Below are 21,234 nucleotides of genomic sequence, written 5' to 3'. Positions count from 1 at the left end.
TCCCCGCGGCCCGTGACCCGCCGCCGGCCGGCGCACGGCCCCCACGTTGTTCGCACCCCCCTCGGGAAGGCAGGATTGCCGGCATGACGCACGTGATGTCGAAGGGGTCGAACATCCCGCTGCCGGCAACGGCCGTACGGGCCGTGCTGCGCTGGACGCCGGGGCCCGAGGTGCCGGACGTGGACGCCTCCGCGCTGCTGCTCGCCGCCGACGGGCATGTGCGCTCGGACGAGGACTTCGTCTTCTACAACCAGCCGCGCCACCCCTCCGGGCTCGTCCGCCACCTGCCGAAGAAGCGGCTGGCCGAGGGGCTGACCGACACCATCGAGGCGGATCTGGGGCCGCTGGAGCCCGCGGTGCACCGGGTGGTGCTCGCCGCGTCCGCCGACGGCGGCCCCTTCGGCCGGGTCCAGGACCTGTGCCTGCGGCTGTACGACTGCACCGCGCCCGAGGGCGCCGAGCCGTTCGCGGTCTTCGAGGTCACCGCCGAGACCGGCGAGGAGACGGCCCTGATGTGCGGCGAGCTCTACCGCCGCGGGGACCGCTGGAAGTTCCGCGCCCTCGGACAGGGCTATGACTCGGGCCTGGTCGGTCTCGCCACCGAGTTCGGCATCTCGGTGGACGACTCCGAGGCGCCGGCAGCGCCCGAGCCGAGCGCCCCCGCGCCGGCCACGCCCGACACCACGGGGCCGACGGTGGCCGCCCACCACGCCGCGGCGCCGCCGGCCGCCGTCGGCCCGTCACCCGCGCCGCACCCGGGCACCGGCTACGGCTTCCCGCCGCCCCCGCCGGCTCCCCCGGCCGCCGTACCGCCGCAGTCGACCAGCGCACCCGCCTACGCAGCGGCCGACGCGAGCCCCGCCGCCCCCTGGGGCAGTCACCCGGCGCACCCGCCGGTGCCGGCCCAGCAGCCCGCGTACGGCTACCCACCGCATCCGGCCTACGGCTATCCGCAGCACCCGCAGCCGGTGCCGGCCGCGCCGCAGGCGCCGTTCCAACTGCCGCCCCAGGGACCACAGTTCCAACGGCGCCGGTAGCCGCACCCGGGCCCGCTCAGATCTTGGCCTTCTTGTAGCCCCGACCCCACTGGAGCCCCCAGCCGTACAGCCGGTCGAGTTCGGACTGGAAGCCGTAGACGTACTTCACCTCGCGGCGCACCACGATCTCGCCCTTGACGTTCTCGATCATCACCACCGCGCACGAGCGTGCCTGCGGCGCCCGTTCGTCCAGGGTGATCTCGATGCGCGGCCCGCTGCTGGGGAAGAGCGTGACCACGCCGTGCGTACGGTCGAAGGCGGGCGTGCCGTCGTAGATGTAGACGAAGATCAGCAGCCGGCTGAAGTCGTCCTTGTGGTCCAGGTTGATGTAGATCGTCTCGCCGGACCCCGAGCCGAACCGGTCGTCACCGCTCAGGTGCACGTACGGCGACTCGTTGAGCGACCCGAAGAAGTCGCCGAGCGGCTGCACCACGCCCTTGCCGCCGCTCTGCATCTCGTACATGCAGGCCAGGTCGAGGTCGACGTTGACCATCGCGGGGCCCTGCGTCTGCACCATCTCGGGCTTGAACATCTGGAGCGGATTGCGCCACGAACCACTGCGCTGCTTGGCGTTGAAGTCGGTGGTGCGCATCCGCCAGGACAGGTTGACCCGTAGGTTTCCGCTGGCCGCGCCCTGTTTGGTGAGCGAGATGGTCGGGCGCCGCTTGGTCAGTTCGATGGCGCCCGATGCGCCACCGGTATCGAAGACCTGCGCCGACCCACGCCCCCAGCCGCTCCATAACGGCATTGCCTACACCCCCATGTCTGACGAGACACCCATGACGACGGGGCGGGCCGCGAGGAACAACCTCGCGGCCCGCCCCGTAGAAGAATTCCGCATCCGGGCCCGGGTCACACTCCGGAGGTGACCTCGGACTTCTCGTTCGAGCCGGCTTCGCCCTCTTCCGCCGCAATGCGACGGTTGCGCACCAGCGAGGACCAGAACGAACCGGCGATCAGCGCGACACCGATGAGACCGGTGATGACCTCGTGGATGTGCCACTTGATGGTGATCAGCAGCAGCGCGGCCAGCGCGCCGATCGCGTAGTGCGCGCCGTGCTCCAGGTACACGTAGTCGTCCAGGGTGCCCTGGCGGACCAGGTAGACCGTGAGCGACCTGACGTACATGGCGCCGATGCCGAGGCCGAGCGCCATCCAGAAGATGTGGTTGGTGACGGCGAACGCACCGATCACACCGTCGAAGGAGAACGAGGCGTCCAGCACTTCGAGGTAGAGGAACATGAAGAACGCGGCCTTGCCGGCCAGGCCGATCATGGTGGGCTCCTTGCCCGCCTTCTTGGCCTCTTCCTCCGCCTCGTGCTCGCGCTCCTCGTCCTCTTCGAGCTTGTCCTCGAAGTGGCCGGAGAGACCGCCGACGATCAGGTACGTGATCAGGCCGGCGATGCCCGCGAGCATCACCGTCGCCGCCTTGTCCACGTGCCCGCCCCCGTGTTGGGCTGCGGATTCCGCCCAGGTGGTCGCGGCGATCAGCAGCACGATCAGGGCGGTGCAGACCGAGAGCCCGTCGATCTTGCCGAGCCGTGCGAGCGGACGCTCAAGCCAACCGATCCACTGGTGCTCGCGCTCGTCGAACAAGAAGTCCAGGAAGATCATGAGCAGGAACATGCCACCGAAGGCCGCGATGGCCGGGTGCGCGTCCGTGACGAGCTGTTCGTACTTGTCGGGGTCGTCCATCGCCAGCTTGACGGCCTCGATCGGCCCCATCTGAGCGGTGACGGCGACGATGACGACGGGAAAGACCAGCCGCATGCCGAACACGGCGATGATGATGCCGACGCTGAGGAAGATCTTCTGCCAGAAGGCGTTCATCTTCTTCAGCACACCGGCGTTGACCACCGCGTTGTCGAAGGAGAGCGAGATCTCCAGGATGGAGAGGATCGCAACGATCGCGAACGCCTCCCACCCCCAGAAGATCGCAGCACAGGCGAGTCCCGCGGCGGTGACGCCGAAAGACCAGCCGAAGGTTCTCAGGAGCACTGGCCACCCAATCGTGTGTGAGGGGTCCCCCGCGCGCTAGTGCGCGGTTTTACGAAACGTTGACCCCGAAGTCTAGAGCGATGCCACGCAGACCGGACGCGTACCCCTGACCGACGGCACGGAACTTCCACTCGCCTCCGTACCGGTAGACCTCACCGAAGATCATCGCCGTTTCGCTCGACGCGTCCTCGCTCAGGTCGTAGCGGGCCAGTTCGCTGCCGTCCGCCTGGTTCACCACGCGGATGAACGCATTGCTGACCTGCCCGAAGCTCTGGCCCCTGGCGTCGGCGTCATGGATGGAGACCGGAAAGATGATCTTGTCGACCTCGGTCGGCACCTTGGTCAGGTCCACGATCAGCGACTCGTCGTCGCCGTCGCCCTCACCGGTCAGGTTGTCCCCGGTGTGTTCCACCGAGCCCTCGGGGCTCTTGAGGTTGTTGTAGAAGACGAAGTACTCGTCGCCGAGGACCCGACCCGACCGGCACAGCAGCGCGCTGGCGTCGAGGTCGAACGGGGCACCCGTGGTCGAGCGCGCATCCCAGCCGAGCCCCACCAGCACCTGGGTGAGATTCGGCGCGGCCTTCGAGAGGGAGACGTTGCCTCCCTTGGCAAGCGTTACGCCCATGTTCCTGTGTCCTCCCCAAAGTCACGGCGCCCGTACGGTTCGCGCGACATCACCGCACTACTCGTACTGCACGCCCGCTGGTCTTGCCAGTACTGCTCGTACTGCTCGTATTTCTCGTTGTGCTCTTGTGTCCTTGCGGCCGGCGCTCCCACCGCCGGCGGGCTGGGCCGGTGGGTCCGGGCCCAGGGACCGGGGCCCGCGACGGACCGGTCGTGCCGGGCGACTGGCCGTTCGCCTCGGGACCGTGGGCCCCGTTGGTCCAGCCTGCCCCGTCGGCCCCGGTGGTCCTGTCGGTCACGGCGGTCGGTCCCGCCGGTCCGGGCCCTCCCGGCGCTTCCACCCGGTCCCGTCGCTCCGGTCGCGCGGCACGCCGGTGGCGCGGTACGCCCGCGGGCCCGTAGCACCGCCCTGTGGCCCGGCCCCGGGCACGAGGGGGGCAACTTGCCCCCGCCGCACCGGAGCCGGACGGGAAACCCGCGGGCGCGGGCTCCGGCCGGAACGGTGCGGCCAAGCCAGCGCGGCGCGCTCGACCCCGCACGCCGGACCACCGGACTACCGGGCCACCGGCCGTAGCAGCCGGCTCACGGCACGTACGGCACCCGGCCGCGTGGCCGGGGCGCCCGCACCGGGTCGGCCCGCCGCAGAGGCACGTCCGGCGCCGCACTCCCGGGGTGAGTCGGGCCCCCGCCGGAAGGCCGGGGTGTGCGGCGCCGAAGGTTGCGCGGTGCGGCGGTCAGACGTTGACGCCGAAGTCCTGCGCGATGCCGCGCAGGCCCGAGGCGTACCCCTGGCCGATGGCGCGGAACTTCCACTCGGCACCGTTGCGGTACAGCTCACCGAAGACCATGGCGGTCTCGGTCGAGGCGTCCTCGCTCAGGTCGTAGCGGGCCAGCTCGACGTTGTCGGCCTGGTTGACGACGCGGATGAACGCGTTGCGCACCTGGCCGAAGCTCTGCTGGCGGGTCTCGGCGTCGTAGATCGAGACCGGGAAAACGATCTTGGCGACATCGGCCGGCACGCCGGCGAGGTTCACCTTGATCTGCTCGTCGTCGCCCTCGCCCTCACCGGTGATGTTGTCACCGGTGTGCTCCACGGAGCCGTCGGGGCTCTTCAGGTTGTTGAAGAAGACGAAGTTCGAGTCGTTGGCGACCTTGCCCTCGGCGTTGGTCAGCAGCGCGCTGGCGTCGAGGTCGAAGTCAGTGCCCGTGGTCGTACGGGCGTCCCAGCCGAGACCGACGATGACGGCGGTCAGGTTAGGGGCTTCCTTGGTCAGCGAGACGTTGCCGCCCTTGCTGAGGCTGACTCCCACGAGTCCTCCCAGGTGAGTTTCGTCAGGAGCACAGCGTGCCCCCGTCATACGGTTGCCATCGGATCAACGGTTTGATCCTAGTGAGCGGTTCCCGCCCAGCGGTACGACCCTGCACCGCCGGGTGCGGGTGTCGCGCCCGATCCCCCGGCCCGCTCGACCGCGGGGGCGCGTGGAGTGCCCGGGACGCGGCGGGCTAGAGCGCCGCGAGCGCCTCGGCGTAGTCGCCCAGGTCACGGGCGTCCGGCAGGCCGTTGACGACCGTCCAGCGCACCACGCCCGACTTGTCGATCACGAAGGTGCCGCGCACCGCGCAGCCCTTCTCCTCGTCGAAGACGCCGTAGGCCCGGGAGACCTCGCCGTGCGGCCAGAAGTCGGAGAGCAGCGGGAACGTGAAGTCCTCCTGCTCCGCGAAGACCCGCAGGCTGAACGGCGAGTCGTTGGAGACCGCGAGGAGCTGGACGTCGTCGTTGACGAACGTCGGCAGCGCGTCGCGCAGCGCCCCCAGCTCGCCCGTGCAGACACCGGTGAAGGCGAACGGGTAGAAGAGCAGCACGACATTCTTCTCTCCGCGGAATTCGGCGAGCGTGATCTGCTCCCCGTGCTGGTTGCGCAGAGAGAATTCCGGGGCCTGCGTGCCGACCTCGACCGTCATCGGGCGGTGTCCCTTCGAAGGAGCTCAACGGTTTCTCGACGGATCCACGGATCTCGGGAGGACCCGGGTGGATCTCGGGAGACCTCGGTGGACGGCGCCCACCCTACGCGCAGAGCCCCCGTCCGGCCGTCGCCGGATGGGGGCTCTCACCTGGCCCGGGGCCGATGCGGTCAGCGGCCTCAGCGCTTGCCGGAGCGAGCGGACTTCGGGGTGACCAGGCGGCTACCGCTCCAGTCCTTCCCGGCGCTGATGCTCTTGGTCTGGGACAGACCTGCGGTCGTCGCCGACTCGCCGATGTCGCTGGGCTCCACGTACCCGTCGCGCCCCGTCTTGGGGGTCATCAGCCAGACCGAGCCACCGTCGTCGATCATGGTGGTGGCGTCCACGAGCGCGTCGGTCAGGTCGCCGTCGTCCTCTCGGAACCACAGCACCACGGCATCGGCCACGTCGCCGTAATCCTCATCGACGAGCTCGGTGCCGGTGAGCTCCTCAATGCCCTCACGCAGCTCCTGATCGACATCGTCGTCGTAGCCGATCTCCTGGACCACCTGCCCGGGCTCGAAACCCAGCCTGGCGGCCGGATTGGTCCGCTCCTCCGCGTGGTCCGCGGTCGCGCTCACGGATTGCCTCCTGTCATCCTGCGAGAAATTGTCTTGATCGCCTCGCGCGTACGCGGGGCATTGGGCGTAGTCCACACGTGCCGGGCGGTTAGCGCAAGTACCCGGCTCCCGATCCCGCCCAAACGTTGACGACTCGCCGCAACTCACATCCCGACACGAGCGCCATAAGTGATTCAAGACACAGGGTTTTGCCCGCCTTGCGAAGTTCTTTTCCACCGCTACGACATTCGAGGTCGAACGCCCGTACACCAGGGACTTCCATGGTGGGCGTATGGTTGCGATTTGGCCGTCGCCAGCCCACGGGTCCTCGCAGCGCCCGTCTCACCCAGTGGTGGTTACCCCTGAGTAGAGATGACGTATCTGCTCACCGCGGTACACGATGGATGACGGCGCGATTGCAGGACAGCAGGACAGTTTGCAGACCGCGTGCGCAGCAGCACTCACGTGCCGAGCACGACACGACAGAACAGCGAAGGAACAGCGTGGCTTCCGGATCAGATCGCAACCCGATCATCATTGGCGGCCTTCCCAGCCAGGTCCCGGACTTCGATCCCGAAGAGACCCAGGAATGGCTCGACTCGCTCGACGCAGCCGTCGATGAGCGAGGCCGGGAACGCGCCCGCTACCTGATGCTCCGCCTGATCGAGCGCGCCCGCGAAAAGCGGGTTGCCGTGCCCGAGATGCGCAGCACGGACTACGTCAACACCATCGCGACCAAGGACGAGCCGTTCTTCCCCGGCAACGAGGAGATCGAGCGCAAGGTCCTGAACGCGACCCGGTGGAACGCGGCCGTCATGGTCTCCCGCGCCCAACGCCCGGGCATCGGCGTCGGCGGCCACATCGCCACCTTCGCCTCCTCCGCTTCCCTGTACGACGTGGGCTTCAACCACTTCTTCCGGGGCAAGGACGCGGGCGACGGCGGCGACCAGATCTTCTTCCAGGGCCACGCGTCGCCGGGCATCTACGCCCGCGCCTTCCTGCTCGACCGCCTCAACGAGCACCACCTCGACGCCTTCCGGCAGGAGAAGTCCAAGGCCCCCTACGGCCTCTCCAGCTATCCGCACCCGCGGCTGATGCCGGACTTCTGGGAGTTCCCGACCGTCTCCATGGGCCTCGGCCCGCTCGGCGCGATCTACCAGGCCCGGATGAACCGCTACATGGCGGCCCGCGGCATCGCCGACACCACGAACTCGCACGTCTGGGCGTACCTCGGCGACGGCGAGATGGACGAGCCCGAGTCGCTCGGCCAGCTCTCCATCGCCGCGCGTGAGGGCCTGGACAATCTGACCTTCGTCGTCAACTGCAACCTCCAGCGGCTCGACGGCCCGGTGCGCGGCAACGGCAAGGTCATGCAGGAGCTTGAGTCGCAGTTCCGCGGCGCCGGCTGGAACGTGATCAAGCTGGTGTGGGACCGGAGCTGGGACCCGCTGCTCGCGCAGGACCGGGACGGCGTGCTGGTCAACAAGCTCAACACGACCCCCGACGGTCAGTTCCAGACGTACGCCACGGAGACCGGCGCCTACATCCGCCAGCACTTCTTCGGCGAGGACCAGCGGCTGCGCGCCATGGTCGAGAACATGACCGACGACCAGATCCTGCACCTGGGTCGGGGCGGGCACGACCACCGGAAGATCTACGCGGCGTACGCGGCGGCCAAGGCGCACAAGGGCCAGCCGACCGTGATCCTCGCGCAGACCGTCAAGGGCTGGACGCTCGGGCCGAACTTCGAGGGCCGCAACGCGACCCACCAGATGAAGAAGCTCACGGTCGAGGACCTCAAGCGGTTCCGGGACCGGCTGCACCTGCCGATCGCCGACAAGGAGCTGGAGTCGGGGCTGCCCCCGTACTACCACCCGGGTCGCGACTCCGAAGAGATCCAGTACATGCACGACCGGCGCAAGTCGCTCGGTGGTTACGTGCCCACCCGCGTGGTGCGCGCCAAGCCGCTGCCGCAGCCGGAGGAGAAGGTCTACGCGGCGGCCAAGAAGGGCTCCGGCCAGCAGTCGATCGCCACCACGATGGCTTTCGTGCGGGTGCTCAAGGACCTCATGCGGGACAAGGAGATCGGCAAGCGCTTCGTGCTGATCGCCCCCGACGAGTACCGCACCTTCGGCATGGACGCCTTCTTCCCGTCGGCCAAGATCTACAACCCGCTGGGCCAGCAGTACGAGTCGGTCGACCGTGACCTGCTGCTCGCGTACAAGGAGTCCCCCACCGGCCAGATGCTGCACGACGGCATCTCCGAGGCGGGCTGTACGGCGTCGCTGATCGCGGCCGGTTCCGCGTACGCCACGCACGGCGAGCCGCTGATCCCGGTCTACGTCTTCTACTCGATGTTCGGTTTCCAGCGCACCGGTGACCAGTTCTGGCAGATGTCCGACCAGCTCTCGCGCGGCTTCGTGCTCGGCGCGACCGCCGGTCGTACGACGCTGACCGGTGAGGGCCTCCAGCACGCCGACGGCCACTCGCAGCTCCTGGCGTCGACCAACCCCGCGTGCGTGGCCTACGACCCCGCCTACGCGTACGAGATCGCGCACATCATGCAGGACGGTCTGCGCCGGATGTACGGCGAGACGGCGGACGGCCAGCCGGGTGAGGACGTCTTCTACTACCTCACCGTCTACAACGAGCCGATCCAGCACCCGGCGGAGCCCGCCGACGTGGACGTCGAGGGTATCCTCAAGGGCGTCTACCGCCTCAGGAAGGGCGAGCAGGGCGCCATCCCGGCGCAGATCCTCGCCTCCGGCGTGGCGGTGCCGTGGGCGCTGGAGGCGCAGCAGATCCTGGCCGACGAGTGGAACGTCAAGGCGGACGTCTGGTCGGCGACCTCCTGGAACGAGCTGCGTCGCGACGCCGTGGAGGTGGAGGAGCACAACCTGCTCCACCCCGAGGAGGAGCAGCGCGTGCCGTACGTGACGCGCAAGCTCGCCGGCGCCGAGGGCCCGTTCGTGGCCGTCTCCGACTGGATGCGTGCGGTGCCTGACCAGATCGCCCGCTGGGTGCCCGGTCGGTACCAGTCGCTGGGTGCGGACGGGTTCGGCTTCGCCGACACCCGTGGGGCGGCGCGCCGCTTCTTCAACATCGACGCCCAGTCGATCGTGCTCGGCGTGCTCACCGAGCTCGCCCAGGAGGGCAAGGTCGACCGGTCGGCCCTCAAGCAGGCCATCGACCGCTACCAGCTCCTGGACGCCACCGCGGCCGACCCGGGCGCGGCCGGCGGCGACGCGTAACGAAGGCGCCGGATCGACGGTGCTCGCCGGGCCGGACGGGGGAACCACCCCGTCCGGCCCGGCGGCGTTTGGCCGCGCCATCAGTGCTCCCAGATCTTGATGGCGCGGATCTGGTACGGGGACTCGGAGAGGCGGACGCCGCCGCCCTTGCCCGGGTAGGTGTCGAACTCGCCCGTCTCACCGCACTCGGCGCTCTGGTAGGTGGTGACCGGCCGCCCGGTGCGGTTGGCCAGGGACGCCGCCCGGGCCCCGGCCGGCAGCGGCACGCAGCTCTCGATGTCGGTGTCCGCCAGCTCGAAGGTGTGGCGGTGGCCGGCGTAGCCAGGGCGCTCCCAGAGACAGAGCTGCCCCGCGGCACAGTCGCCGGGGTGGCTGTGCTGGTGGCCGGTTTCGGGCCCGGTCTGCCGCTGGGGCTGCGGGCTGGTCTGGCCGGTGTGGTGGGCCGTCGGGTGGACGGGCTGCTGGGCGGCGGCGGTCGGCGCCAGCAGGGCGGCCGTGGCCGCGGCCCCCAGCAGCGCCACCCGGACCAGCGGGACGGCCCGCCGCGTGCTGCGGGAGCGGGTGCCCCGGGCGCCGGTGGTGCCGTGCGTGCTGCGGGTGCGGCTGGCGCCGCGAGTGGTGTCGTACGCCCCGTTCTGCAGCGCGCTCGGCGTCCGCGGCGCGCTCGGCGTCGCGTCCCGCTTCGGGTCCTGCGACGCGTTCTGCCGCGTGTCCTGCGTCATGTCGCGCTCGGTGGTGGTCCGCATGGTGTTCGCTCCCCGTGGGCTCGCTGTGCGGGTCGGCCCGGTGCCGGCCCGGGGAGGGCCGGGCCGCGGTCCGTCGTGGGCCGCGGCCGGTTCGGCTCCCCCGTGACGGAAGCCTGCGGGGCCGGGAGTGGCCGTGCCAAGGGGTGGCGGCGCAGACGACCCTGATAGGGGACGGCCCCGCCGGTTTGATCCGCGGCAGGGCCTGTGACATGCGTCGTTGACATAGCGTGATGGTTTGGGTCAAGCCTTTCGTGCGAGGTCAGACGCCTGCTAGGGCGCAAAGGGCGACGCCCTGGCGCGGCAACAGAAATGCCGGCCAGGGCGTACGACTATCACTCGAACGGGTGCAAGCAGTCGATCAGATGTGCACCGCTCCGGTGCTCGCATCGCCCGCCTGGGCGCCGCGCTTGGCGAAGCCGGCGACGATCGCCGCGCCGGCGGCGACCACCGCGGCGACCGTGAAGCTGAGCCCCATGCCCGACATGAAGGTGTCATGGGCGACGTGGGTGATCTTCTCGGCGACCTCCGGCGGGGGCGGGTTGTTCGGGTCGATCGGGGGGCGACCGATGGCGACCGCGTCGGCGGCCCGCTCCAACTCCTGCCCCGAGGCCGCCGGCAGTCCGGCCTCCTTCCAGTTGCCCGGCAGGTCGCGGTCGACCCGGGCGGCCATGACCGCGCCGAGCACCGCCGTACCGAGGCTGCCGCCGATCTGCATGGCGGCCTGCTGGAGACCGCCGGCCACGCCGGAGAACTCCAGCGGCGCGTTGCCCACGATGACCTCGGTCGCGCCGACCATGACGGGGCCGAGGCCGAGGCCGAGCAGCGCGAACCACAGCGACATCAAACCGGTGCCCGAGTCGGCCTCCAGGCTGGAGAGGCCGAACAGCGCGATCGCGGTCAGCACCATCGCGCCGACCAGCGGGGCGCGCGGCCCGACCTTGGTGATGAGGGCGCCGGCCGCCGGCGACGAGACGATCATCATCGCCGTCAGCGGCAGCAGGTGGAGGCCGCTGTCGACGGGGCTCATGCCGTGCACGTTCTGGAGGTAGAAGGTGACGAAGAACAGCCCGCCCATGAAACCGAAGGCCATCAGGATCATCAGGACCGTGCCCGCGGAGAGCGGCACCGAGCGGAACAGGCGGAGCGGCAGCAGCGGTTCCGCGGCCCGGGTCTCCCAGTAGCCGAAGGCCACGAAGGACGCCAGCGAAAGGCCGAGGAAGAGCAGGGTCGAGCCGTCGCCCCAGCCCCACTCGGGGGCCTTGATCAGGGCCCAGATCAGGCAGAACATCGCGCCGGACAGCAGCACGATGCCGGGCACGTCGAAGGAGCGCGGGGCGTTCTCCGCCCGGTGGTCCTTGAGGATCACGAGGCCGAGGACGAGCGCGAGGATGCCGACCGGCACGTTGATGAAGAAGACGGACTGCCAGTTGACGTGCTCCACGAGCAGTCCGCCGACGATCGGTCCGCCGGCGGTCGACGCGCCGATGACCATGCCCCAGATGCCGATCGCCATGTTGAGCTTCTCGGCCGGGAAGGTGGCCCGCAGCAGGCCGAGCGCCGCCGGCATCAGCAGGGCGCCGAACAGGCCCTGGAAGACACGGAAGGCGACGACCGCACTCACGTTGCCCGACAGACCGATGGCGGCCGATGCGACCGCGAATCCGCTGACGCCCACCAGGAAGGTCTGCCGGTGGCCGAAGCGGTCGCCGAGCTTGCCCGCGGTGATCAGGGCGACGGCCAGGGCGAGCAGATAGCCGTTGGTGATCCATTGGACGTCCGCGAGCGAGGCGCCCAGGTCGTCCTGGATGGCCGGGTTGGCGATGGCGACGATCGTGCCGTCGAGGGCGACCATCATCACGCCTATCGCGACGGATATCAGGGTGAGCCAGGGGTGCCCGCGCATTCCGGGGCGGGGTGACGGCTCCTGCTGCTCCGGCTTGGCGCCGGCCACGGTTGGCTCTGAGGTCATATGATGAGATTAATGTCAGCCTCTGACAATTGACAAACGAAGCCAAGAGTCGGCTACTGCCATGAGTGGCACTGAGTATTCTGAGCTGCCCGGGCGTGCCCCGCACGGCCCCGCGCGCGATCCGGCGCGCAGCCGAGCGCGCACCCCGACGCCGACCGGCCGACACGGAACGGGCCCGCGGCAGCGCCCCGGGCGATCGGCGGCGCCACCACGACGCCGGCGGAGCCACCACGACGCGCGGCGCCGGCGCCCGGGACCGACAACGGGTCCGACACGCAAGACAGACACGGCCGACCCGGCCGACACGCAGAGCCGACGTACGAGAACGACGCGCAGGAACGACGCGCGGGGCACAGCCCGCGGAGAGAGAGCCGAAAGGTGACGACGGACCAGGTGACACCACCCATCGGCCTGCGGCAGCGCAAGAAGCAGCGCACCCGCGACGCCCTCATCAGGGCCTCCCTCGAACTCTTCGTGACGCAGGGCTACGAGGACACCACGATCGACGAGATCACGGACGCCGTGGAGGTCTCGCAGCGCACCTTCTTCCGCTACTTCGCCAACAAGGAGGAAGTGGCCTTCGCGGTGCAGGAGTTGGCCGAGGCGTACTTCTACGCCGCGCTGCTGGAGCGGCCCGCGCACGAGGCACCGCTGACCGCACTGCGCAACGGCGTCTTCGCGGCCTGGGACACCATCAACGAGGCGATCCAGGAGGTCGTACCGCTCGAACTCCACATGCGGACCTTCCGGCTGATCGAGTCGACGCCGTCCCTGCTCGCGGTACACCTGCGGCGCCACGCCGAGCTCGAAGCGCGGTTCGCGCAGGTGATCGCGGGCCGTGAGGGCGTGGACCCGGAGCTCGACCCCAGGCCGCGGGTGCTGGTGGCCGCGTTCGGGGGCGTCATGCGGGTGGCGAGCCGGGCATGGAGCGAGGGCGAGGACTGGACGACGGCCGCGATCCGCGACCTCACCGAGTCCTACCTGGACCTGCTCGCCCCCGCCCTCGCCGACGACTGGCACCGCCCCCGGGTCGGCGCGACGCGACACGCCCCGTAACCGCCGCCGCTGCGGGTACGGCGCCGGCACGGCCGTAGGTCCGTACGGCGGTGGGGCCGGCCGGGCCCCGAACGGCTCGCTCCGGCCCAGCCCGGCCCGTACGACAGGCTGCTCCGGCCCAGCTCGGACGGCCCGATACGACAGGCTGCCCCGGCGCCGACCCCACAGCAGGCAAGCCACCCCGCGCCCGGCCGCCAGGGCCAACCACCCGCGGTGCGCCGCGCCCGGGCGCGGGGTGGGTTCCGGTCCGGTGCGGCGGGCTTCGCCACCCGTTGACCACCGCCGAGTTGCCCCCGCGGGAACGTGAGATGGCTCACCCGTTTTGCCGAGCGCCGGTCGGCGTCTCCTAGGGTGGTTCGCGGTGACTTCCCTTCCTGAGCTCGGCTCCTCCCATCCCCTGTCGTGGGCCGCCACGGCCACGGCGTCGCGTACCACGCTCGTCCTGGTCGTGGTCCTCATGCTGCTCGCGACCAGCGGATGGACGGCCGGCCGGCAGCTCAGGGCCCGGCCGGACGCGTTCTCCGCCTCGCTGGCCGCCTGGCGCGCCGGCAGCGTCGCGGGGCGCCCGCTGCCGGAGCCGGGCACCGCGCCGAGCCGCGTCGAGGGGTTCTTCGGCTCGCTCACCGACGCCCAGGCCACCGGGCTCGCCCGCCGCTACCCGCTCACCGTGGGCAATCTGAACGGTGCGCCGGTGGCGCTGCGCTACCGGGCCAACCGGATCGCGCTCGCCGACGCGGTGCGGGCGGAGCGGGCGCGGGCGCGGTCCGGCGGGCTCACCGCCGACGGGCAGCGCGCCTCGCGGCGGCTGGTGCACCGGCTGCTGTCGCTGCTGCGCCCGGGCCGACAGGTGCTGGCCTTCGATCCGACGGGGTCGGGGCGGGTCGCCGAGGTCTTCGGCGACGTGGCAACCGCGCGGCGGGTCTCGATCGTGGTACCGGGCGTGGACACCGACCTGCTGACGTTCGAGCGGACCGGGCAGCCCCGCCGGGCGCCGGTCGGCATGGCGCGTGCGCTGTACGCCGCGGAGCGCGCGGCCGGCCCGGCGACGCGGACCGCCGTCATCGCCTGGGCCGACTACACCAGCCCGGCCGGGCTCGGCATCGACGCCGCGACCGGGGCCAGGGCGGCGGACGGCGCACGGCGGCTGCTGGCCACCCTCGGCGGGCTGCCGCGGCGGCCGGGGGCCACGGTCGCGCTGTTCTGCCACAGCTACGGTTCGGTGGTGTGCGGGGTGGCCGCCGACCGGGTGCCGCGCCAGGTGACCGACGTCGCCGTCGCCGGCAGCCCCGGCATGCGCGCCGAACACGCCCGTGACCTGGGCACCTCGGCCCGTATCTGGGCCATGCGGGACTCCGGCGACTGGATCGCCGACGTGCCGCACCTGGACTTCGCCGGGCTCGGCCACGGGGCGGACCCGGTATCGGCCGACTTCGGCGCCCGTGTGCTGTCTGCTGACGGGGCAGTGGGGCACGCGGGATACTTCGAGCCCGGTACGACGAGCCTCGCCAACTTCGCCGAGGTCGGCGTCGGAGCGGTGTCGTCGGTGAGTTGCGGAGGCGGTGACGCCTGTACCGCGGGCCTGACCTGACCGCGGGGAAAGTTCGGAAGATCGCCAAGCAGAGGCTTGACGCGCGTAGCGCACCAAAGGGGGACGGGCGGGCGACCGCAACATACGATGAGCCACATGGGTGATGTGCTGGCCGGTTTTCACACGGTCTGGGAGTTCGACGCCGACTCCGTGCTCATCCGCTTCGAACGGGGGATACGTACACCGAAGCTGCTCCAGGTGCTCGGTGAACGCCGCATTCCCTACGAGGCGTTGGCGGGGGTCGAGCTGACACCCGGCAAGCGCGGGACGGTGGTGTTGCGCGCGGTGCCGAGACCCGGCGCCGATCCGTTGATGGACGCGGCGGACGGGCAGCTCAAGGAGGGGTGCGACCCGTACCGGCTGGTGCTGCCGGCCGAGCGGGAGGTGCTGGCCGAGTACTACGCGGAGACGGTGCGCGGCGCGCTCGGCCCGGAGGCCGGGATGCCCGCCGAGACCCATTTGGTGGCCGCGCCGCCGCCCCCGCTGTCCTTCAAGGCGTACGACGGCAAGGCGTCCTTCGACGGCACGTCGGTGATCTTCCGGTGGTTCTGGACGGGGGCGTCGTCGGCCAAGTGGAAGGCCGGTGACCAGCGGTTCCAGATCGGCGACCTGGCCGGGGTCGAGTGGCGGTCGCCCGAGGTCTTCAACGGGTACCTGCGTCTGGTGGCACGCGGCTCGGACGGGAGCGAGTCGCGCGAGGCGGACCAGAACCCGGCCGCCGTCGTCTTCGGCATGGGGTACGGCCTGGTGCACGACTCGCTGCCGTTCGCGGCGGCGGTGCTGGAGGCCGTACGGGCCGGCTCGGGCGGCGGCGGTGGCTCCGGGTTGCACGGCACCGCGGTGCCGGGACCCGTGGAGCCCCAGCAGGTGGCAGCCCGCCCCGACCCGGCGCACATCGCCGACCGCATCCGGCACTTGGGCGATCTGCACCAGGCCGGGCTGCTCACGGACGACGAGTTCACGGCGAAGAAGGCGGAGCTCCTCGCGGAGCTGTGAGCTTGGGCTTGGGCTTGGGCCTGGTGGGCCCGCTGCCGGCGCGGCGGGCCCACCAGGCGGTTCGCGCGCGGCCCGGCACGCGGCCCGCCGGCCTGCGGGAGTAGGACAGGTCATACGCTGGGCGGGCCATGTCCGCCACGCCCCCCGCATCCGCTTCGCCCTCGCCAGGTGGCGACGGGCCATCAGCCGTGCCACCTGCGCCCGATACGGGCCCGCCCGCGACCCCACCCACAGGCACAGCCCCGTTCTCGTCCGTACGGCAGCGGGCCGCGCACGCCCTACGCACGTTCGCGCGCGGGGTGTTGCACGATCTGACCACGCCGACCGGCCCGCCCAGGGCGCTGCTCGCGAACAGTGAACGGCGCTGGCTGCGGCGGCTGTCGTACGCCGTCGTCTTCGTGTTCACCGTGGTCCTGGTGCCGGTCACGGGCACCGTGCTCACCAACAACGCCGGGCTGCACCCCGCGCTCTCCGCGGTGTTTGCCTTCACGCAGGCCGGGCCGCTGCTGCTGGCGTTGACCCGGCCGCTCCAGGCGTGGTGGATCATCTTCCCGGCCGATGTGGTGGGCGCGTTCGCGCTGCTCGCGGTGGGGGCGGAGAACCTCAACCCGTGGCCGTGGACGCCGATGGTGATCGTCGGCTACCTGCCGCTCTGTCTGCTGCTCGGGCTGCGCGAACGGCGGCGCACACTGGCCGCGATCTGGCTGCTGACCGGCGCCGCCGGCACCCTCTTCGAGCTGGTCTCGCAGGAGCGCAGCGACGGTTCGCCCGTCCTGCTCTTCGTGTTGAGCGGCATCGTGTTGTTGGTCGGCGGGGCGCTGCGGGAGCGCCGGGACGCGCAGCGCCGGCTGGCCGAGGTGGAGACGATCAGCGAGGCGGAGCGCGCCCGCCGCACGCTGCTCGAAGAACGCGCGCGGATCGCCCGCGAGTTGCACGACGTGGTCGCGCACCACATGTCGGTGATCACCGTGCAGGCGGACAGCGCCCCGTACCGCATCGAGGGCCTTTCGCCGCAGGCGCGCGAGGAGTTCGCGTCCGTCGCCGCGGCGGCCCGGGACTCGCTGACCGAGATGCGCCGGCTGCTCGGCGTGTTGCGCAGCGACGGCGGTGGGTCCGGCGGGGACCCGGAGCTCGCCCCGCAGCCGGGGCTTGACCGGGTGCCGCAGCTCGTGGAGGCGACGGTACGGGCCGGCGTGCCGGTGGAGTGCGAGATCTCCGCCGCGGTGACCGGCCTCGGGCCGTTGCCGCAGGCCGTGGAGTTGTCCGCGTACCGGATCGTGCAGGAGGCGCTGGCCAATGTCGTACGGCACGCGCCGGGCGCGACCACCCGGGTGTCGCTCACCACGACCGGGGAGCACTTGGGGGTGCTGGTGATCAACTACGCGTCGCCGGCGGCGGCGCCGGCCCCGCTGGAGGCCGCCGGTACCGGGCACGGCCTGGTGGGCATGCGGGAGCGGGTGCGGCTGGTCGGCGGCACGGTGGACATCGGGCCGCTGCCCGACGGCGGCTTCCGCGTCGCGGCCAGGCTGCCGCTCGACCCACCGGACGCGGCCCGCGCGGCGGCGGGCACGGTGGGCGCGCTGGACCCGGCGGCCGGGACGGGCCCCGGAGCGGACCGAGCGGCGGACCCGGACCGGACCACCCCGACCTGACCCGCCCCGACCCGGGCCGGCCACCCGGAGCCGCCCCACCTCCGCGCCCACGCCCATCCGCACCCGCACCCGCACCCGACGCGCATCGCCCGTACCGAGCCGCACTTCATCCGCTGACCCGCGCTGACCCGTACGCATCAGCACTGCCCCATCCCCGGCCCGCCCGCGAGACGAAGGACTCCAGGACGCCATGACCACCCGAGTGATCATCGTTGACGACCAGGCCATGGTGCGGGCCGGATTCGCCGCGCTGTTGGCCGCGCAGAGCGACATCGACGTGGTCGGCGAGGCCCCGGACGGCCGGCAGGGCGTCGAGGTCAGCCGCGCCACCCACCCCGACGTGGTGCTCATGGACGTCCGGATGCCCGAGATGGACGGCCTGGAGGCGACCCGCCAACTGCTCGCGCCGCCGCCGGGCGTCATCCACCGGCCCAAGGTGCTGATGCTGACCACCTTCGACGTGGACGACTACGTGTACGAGGCGCTGCGCGCCGGCGCCAGCGGCTTCCTCCTCAAGGACGCGCCACCGGCCGACCTGATCTCGGCCGTACGGATCGTCGCCCAGGGCGACGCGCTGCTCGCGCCCTCGGTGACCCGCCGGCTGATCGCCGACTTCGCCCGCCAGCGCCCCGCCCCGCGCCGGGACCCCGGGCTGCGGCTGCGCGACCTGACGCCGCGTGAGACGGAGGTGCTCGAACTCATAGCCCGGGGCCTGTCGAACACGGAGATCGCCGCCGCGCTGGTACTCGCCGAACAGACGGTGAAGAGCCACATCGGCCGGGTGCTGGCCAAGCTGGGGCTGCGGGACCGCGCCCAGGCCGTGATCTTCGCGTACGAATCGGGGCTGGTCGCCCCGGGCGAGGCGCCCTGAGCCGGCGCTGCCAACGGCTGAGCCGGGGTTGCCCCCGGCGGCCACCCCGCGGCCCGGGGCGCCGGAACGTGCGGCAGACCACAGATGCCGGCCCGGCGCCCACGCCGCCCGCAAGTCCGCCACCCGCGCCCCGGTACACCCCGTTGACCTGGGGCGACGGCAGCAACCCCCTACCCAGGTAGCACGGGGCCGTACCGGAGAGCCAGCGGCAAGTGGGCTCTCCGGCGTGAGGTCCGCTGCCCCTTCCGCTTCCTAGCTTCCTCCTCACCAGGCCGTCAGCAGGGCGCGCCACCGGGGCGGAGGGAGCGGGCGGCGATGGCGCAGCGGGGGCAGCGGGACGCGGCGGGGCGGCGCGGGCGGCGGCGCGGACGCGGCGGGCGGGCGCTGGTGGCCGCCGCGCTGACCGTCACCACCGTGGCCGGTACGGCGGGTTGGGCCGTCGCCCACCAGCAGCCGGCCATCACCGGGCCGCCGCCGGGGGCCGCGGCCTGGCGCGCCGACACCTCGCTCGGCCGTCAACTCCCCGACCCGGCCACCGCGTCCCCGACCGCCGTCGCCCGCTTCTTCGCCGGGCTCGACCCGGCCGAACGGCATTCGCTGGCCGTGCACCACCCGCTGATCGTGGGCAATCTGGACGGCGCGCCGGTGACGTTGCGGTACGCGGCCAACGCCCGTGCGCTGGCGGCCGAGCGCGACCGGCAACGCGCCCGCGCCACGGACGGCGCGCTCACCGACCAGGGCCGCACGTGGGCCCGCGAACGGGCGGCCGAGTACACCGCGTTGCTCTCCGGCGACCGGCAGATCCTCGCCTTCGACCCGCGGGACCGCGGTCAACTCGTGGAGGTCTTCGGAGACCTGACGACCGCCCGCCGCACCGCGGTGATCGTGCCGGGCTCGGACGTCGACCTCGGTTCGTACGCGACCGCCGACGCGGCGGACTCGGCACGTACGGCGAACGCAGCATTCACGGCGAGCACAGCGAACGCGGCGGACACAGAGTCCCCGTCGAACGCGCGGACCCCGGTCGGCATGGCGCGGGCGCTGCGGGGCGAGCTCGCTCGGCAGGCGCCCGGCACCGGGACCGCCGTCATCTCCTGGACCGGCTACTCCACGCCGGTCGGGCTCGGTCTCGACGCGGCGACGGGCCGGCTGGCGGCGGCCGGTGCGCCCCGGCTCGACCGCTTCCTGGCCGGGCTCGCCGCCGCCGACGGTGCGCCCGCCGCCCCGCCCGCCGTGCTCTGCCACAGCTACGGCTCTGTGGTCTGCGGAAGGGCGGCGCACCGGTTCGGGGCCGCCGTGGCTGACCTGGTCGTCCTCGGCAGCCCGGGCGTGCGGGCCGAGCACGCGGCCGACCTCGGCACCAGCGCCCGGGTGTGGGCGGCCAGGGACGGGGCCGACTGGATCGGCAGGGTGCCGCACGTGCAGCTCTTCGGGCTCGGCCACGGCGCCGACCCGGCGGCGGCGGACTTCGGCGCCCGGCGGCTGTCGACGGCGGGCGTCAACGACCACGCGGAGTACTTCCTGCCCGGCACCGAGTCGCTGCGCAACCTCGCCCGGATCACGCTCGGCGACCTCACCGCGGTGCGCTGCGCGGTGACCGCCGACAGCCCGCCGGCCGCGGTCTCGGAGTGCGTCGATGACCTGCGCTGATGCGGTTCCCCGAGCTGGCTTACGGGTGCGGTCGGCACTGGCCCGGGCGAGGGAGGCGGCCCACCGGGTGGACGCCGCGACCCCGGCCGGCCGGGACCGGGCCGTGGACGGGCTGCGGGCGCTGGCACTCGGCGGCGTGGTCATCGGGCACTGGCTGCTCGGCGGGCTGACGCTGCGCCCGGACGGCGCGCTCGACAGCGCGAGCCCGCTGGTCGCCCTCCCCGAACTCGCGCCGCTGACCTGGCTGTTCCAGTTGCTGGGGCTGTTCTTCCTGGTCGGCGGGTACGCCTCGGTCCGCTCCTGGGACCGGGCCGCCGCCCGTGGCCTTGCCACCGGCGGCTGGCTGCGGGGCCGGCTCCGCCGACTCGGCCGCCCGGTCGGCGCGCTCGCGGTGGGCTGCACGGTGCTGGCGTTCGAACTGCACGCCGTCGGCGTGCCGGCCGGCACCCTGCGGACCGGCCTGGTCCGCATCGCCCAACCCCTGTGGTTCCTCGCCGTCTACGCCGTGCTGACCGCGCTCACCCCGTACTGCGACCGCGCCGTGCGCCGCGCCGGCGGCTGGCCGGCCGCGGCGCTGCTGCTCTGCGTGGCCGCGGTCGACCTGCTGCGGTACGGGCCGTACGGGGACGCCGTGCCGGCCGCCGTCGGACTGCTCACCGTGCTGCCCGGCTGGCTGTTCGGGTACGTACTCGGCGTAGCGTGGGGGCGCGGCCGGCTCGGGCCCGGTGGCGCGTGGTTGCTGCTGGTCGGGGGCGTGGTGCTGCTGGCGGTGCTGGTCGGCCCCGGCGGCTATCCGGTGAGCACGGTCGGGGTGCCGGGCACCGCTCGCACCAATTCGCACCCGCCGTCGCTGCTGGTCCCTGCGCTCGCCGCGGCCCAGTGCGGGGCTGCGCTGCTGCTGTACGGGCCGCTGACCCGGCTGCTGCGGCGGCCCCTGCTGTGGGCGCCGGTGGCGGCCGTCAACGTCGCGGCGCTGACCTTGCTGTGCTGGCACCAGTTCGCGCCGCTGGTCTTCGCCGTGCCCGCGGCGGCCTGGCCGGGCGAGGTGCCGGGGCTGGTGGGCGCGCCGGACTCGGTGGCCTGGCTGCTGTGGCGGTGCGCCTGGCTGCCGCTGTTCGCCGCGGTGTTGGTGGTGCTCGTGCGGTGGGCGTGGCAGTTCGAGCGCGGGCCGACGCGCCGTACCGGGCCGCCCGGCGCCGGTGGCCGGGGGCCCGCCCCGCGGCCGGCGCCGGGCC

General features: G+C 72.2%; 17 protein-coding genes. 9 read left to right on the top strand and 8 right to left on the bottom strand.

The genetic code is table 11. The annotated features are described in order from the left end of the window. The first annotated feature begins 83 nt into the window (after nucleotides 1-83). Nucleotides 84-1,037 carry a TerD family protein gene (locus ACMA1D_RS03715; RefSeq protein WP_414722397.1) on the top strand — a complete coding sequence of 318 codons (954 nt, stop codon included), beginning with the start codon at nucleotides 84-86 and terminating at the stop codon, nucleotides 1,035-1,037. A gap of 16 nt (nucleotides 1,038-1,053) precedes the next feature. On the opposite strand, the gene ACMA1D_RS03710 is transcribed toward ACMA1D_RS03715, so the two are convergent. The 6 genes from ACMA1D_RS03710 to ACMA1D_RS03685 form a co-directional block, all read right to left on the bottom strand. Further along, entirely contained in the window at nucleotides 1,054-1,785 is a 732-nt protein-coding gene (locus ACMA1D_RS03710; RefSeq protein ID WP_349995770.1) for a Tellurium resistance, read from the bottom strand. Between the two features lie 104 nt (nucleotides 1,786-1,889). Beyond that, on the bottom strand, nucleotides 1,890-3,035 hold the full coding sequence (locus ACMA1D_RS03705) for a DUF475 domain-containing protein (protein WP_414722396.1): 1,146 nt from the start codon (nucleotides 3,033-3,035) through the stop codon (nucleotides 1,890-1,892). 49 nt (nucleotides 3,036-3,084) lie between these two features. Beyond that, nucleotides 3,085-3,660: a TerD family protein gene (locus ACMA1D_RS03700; protein ID WP_176161409.1), complete on the bottom strand. Its 576-nt coding sequence runs from the start codon at nucleotides 3,658-3,660 to the stop codon at nucleotides 3,085-3,087. Nucleotides 3,661-4,393: 733 nt separating this feature from the next. Further along, nucleotides 4,394-4,969: a TerD family protein gene (locus tag ACMA1D_RS03695; RefSeq protein WP_349995158.1), complete on the bottom strand. Its 576-nt coding sequence runs from the start codon at nucleotides 4,967-4,969 to the stop codon at nucleotides 4,394-4,396. Nucleotides 4,970-5,162: 193 nt separating this feature from the next. Beyond that, complete coding sequence (locus ACMA1D_RS03690; protein ID WP_414722395.1) at nucleotides 5,163-5,621, bottom strand: peroxiredoxin; 459 nt, start codon at nucleotides 5,619-5,621, stop codon at nucleotides 5,163-5,165. A 179-nt stretch (nucleotides 5,622-5,800) separates the two neighbouring features. Then, complete coding sequence (locus ACMA1D_RS03685) at nucleotides 5,801-6,241, bottom strand: DUF3052 domain-containing protein (protein WP_414722394.1); 441 nt, start codon at nucleotides 6,239-6,241, stop codon at nucleotides 5,801-5,803. Between the two features lie 482 nt (nucleotides 6,242-6,723). Between ACMA1D_RS03685 and aceE the strand changes: the two genes are divergently transcribed. After that, nucleotides 6,724-9,471 (top strand): pyruvate dehydrogenase (acetyl-transferring), homodimeric type, encoded by a 2,748-nt coding sequence (gene aceE, locus ACMA1D_RS03680; protein WP_414722393.1) that lies wholly within the window; start codon nucleotides 6,724-6,726, stop codon nucleotides 9,469-9,471. An 80-nt stretch (nucleotides 9,472-9,551) separates the two neighbouring features. Here the strand turns inward: aceE and ACMA1D_RS03675 are convergent, their stop codons facing one another. Next, nucleotides 9,552-10,217, bottom strand: a complete 666-nt coding sequence (locus tag ACMA1D_RS03675; protein WP_414722392.1) for a peptidase inhibitor family I36 protein — start codon at nucleotides 10,215-10,217, stop codon at nucleotides 9,552-9,554. Between the two features lie 358 nt (nucleotides 10,218-10,575). Next, nucleotides 10,576-12,186, bottom strand: coding sequence for an MFS transporter (locus ACMA1D_RS03670; protein ID WP_414722391.1), 1,611 nt, complete (start codon nucleotides 12,184-12,186; stop codon nucleotides 10,576-10,578). A gap of 378 nt (nucleotides 12,187-12,564) precedes the next feature. Here ACMA1D_RS03670 and ACMA1D_RS03665 point away from each other — a divergent pair, with 378 nt between their 5' ends. The 7 genes from ACMA1D_RS03665 to ACMA1D_RS03635 all read left to right on the top strand — a co-directional run. Further along, nucleotides 12,565-13,242, top strand: a complete 678-nt coding sequence (locus ACMA1D_RS03665) for a TetR/AcrR family transcriptional regulator (protein ID WP_414722390.1) — start codon at nucleotides 12,565-12,567, stop codon at nucleotides 13,240-13,242. A 361-nt stretch (nucleotides 13,243-13,603) separates the two neighbouring features. Then, entirely contained in the window at nucleotides 13,604-14,830 is a 1,227-nt protein-coding gene (locus ACMA1D_RS03660) for an alpha/beta hydrolase (protein WP_414722389.1), read from the top strand. Nucleotides 14,831-14,926: 96 nt separating this feature from the next. Further along, entirely contained in the window at nucleotides 14,927-15,826 is a 900-nt protein-coding gene (locus ACMA1D_RS03655; protein ID WP_414722388.1) for a DUF4429 domain-containing protein, read from the top strand. Nucleotides 15,827-15,954: 128 nt separating this feature from the next. Beyond that, nucleotides 15,955-17,478 carry a sensor histidine kinase gene (locus ACMA1D_RS03650; protein ID WP_414722387.1) on the top strand — a complete coding sequence of 508 codons (1,524 nt, stop codon included), beginning with the start codon at nucleotides 15,955-15,957 and terminating at the stop codon, nucleotides 17,476-17,478. 190 nt (nucleotides 17,479-17,668) lie between these two features. Beyond that, nucleotides 17,669-18,349, top strand: a complete 681-nt coding sequence (locus tag ACMA1D_RS03645) for a response regulator (RefSeq protein ID WP_414722386.1) — start codon at nucleotides 17,669-17,671, stop codon at nucleotides 18,347-18,349. A 315-nt stretch (nucleotides 18,350-18,664) separates the two neighbouring features. Next, on the top strand, nucleotides 18,665-19,999 hold the full coding sequence (locus tag ACMA1D_RS03640; RefSeq protein ID WP_414722385.1) for an alpha/beta hydrolase: 1,335 nt from the start codon (nucleotides 18,665-18,667) through the stop codon (nucleotides 19,997-19,999). Between the two features lie 67 nt (nucleotides 20,000-20,066). Continuing rightward, nucleotides 20,067-21,234: acyltransferase family protein (locus ACMA1D_RS03635; protein WP_414722384.1), on the top strand; the 1,168-nt coding region annotated here is incomplete at its 3' end.

Source organism: Streptomyces sp. 796.1, assembly GCF_047525675.1.
Classification (GTDB): Bacteria; Actinomycetota; Actinomycetes; order Streptomycetales; family Streptomycetaceae; genus Streptomyces.
The sequence above is the reverse complement of the archived record's forward strand: the minus strand, read 5'-3'. Positions and strand labels throughout refer to the sequence as shown.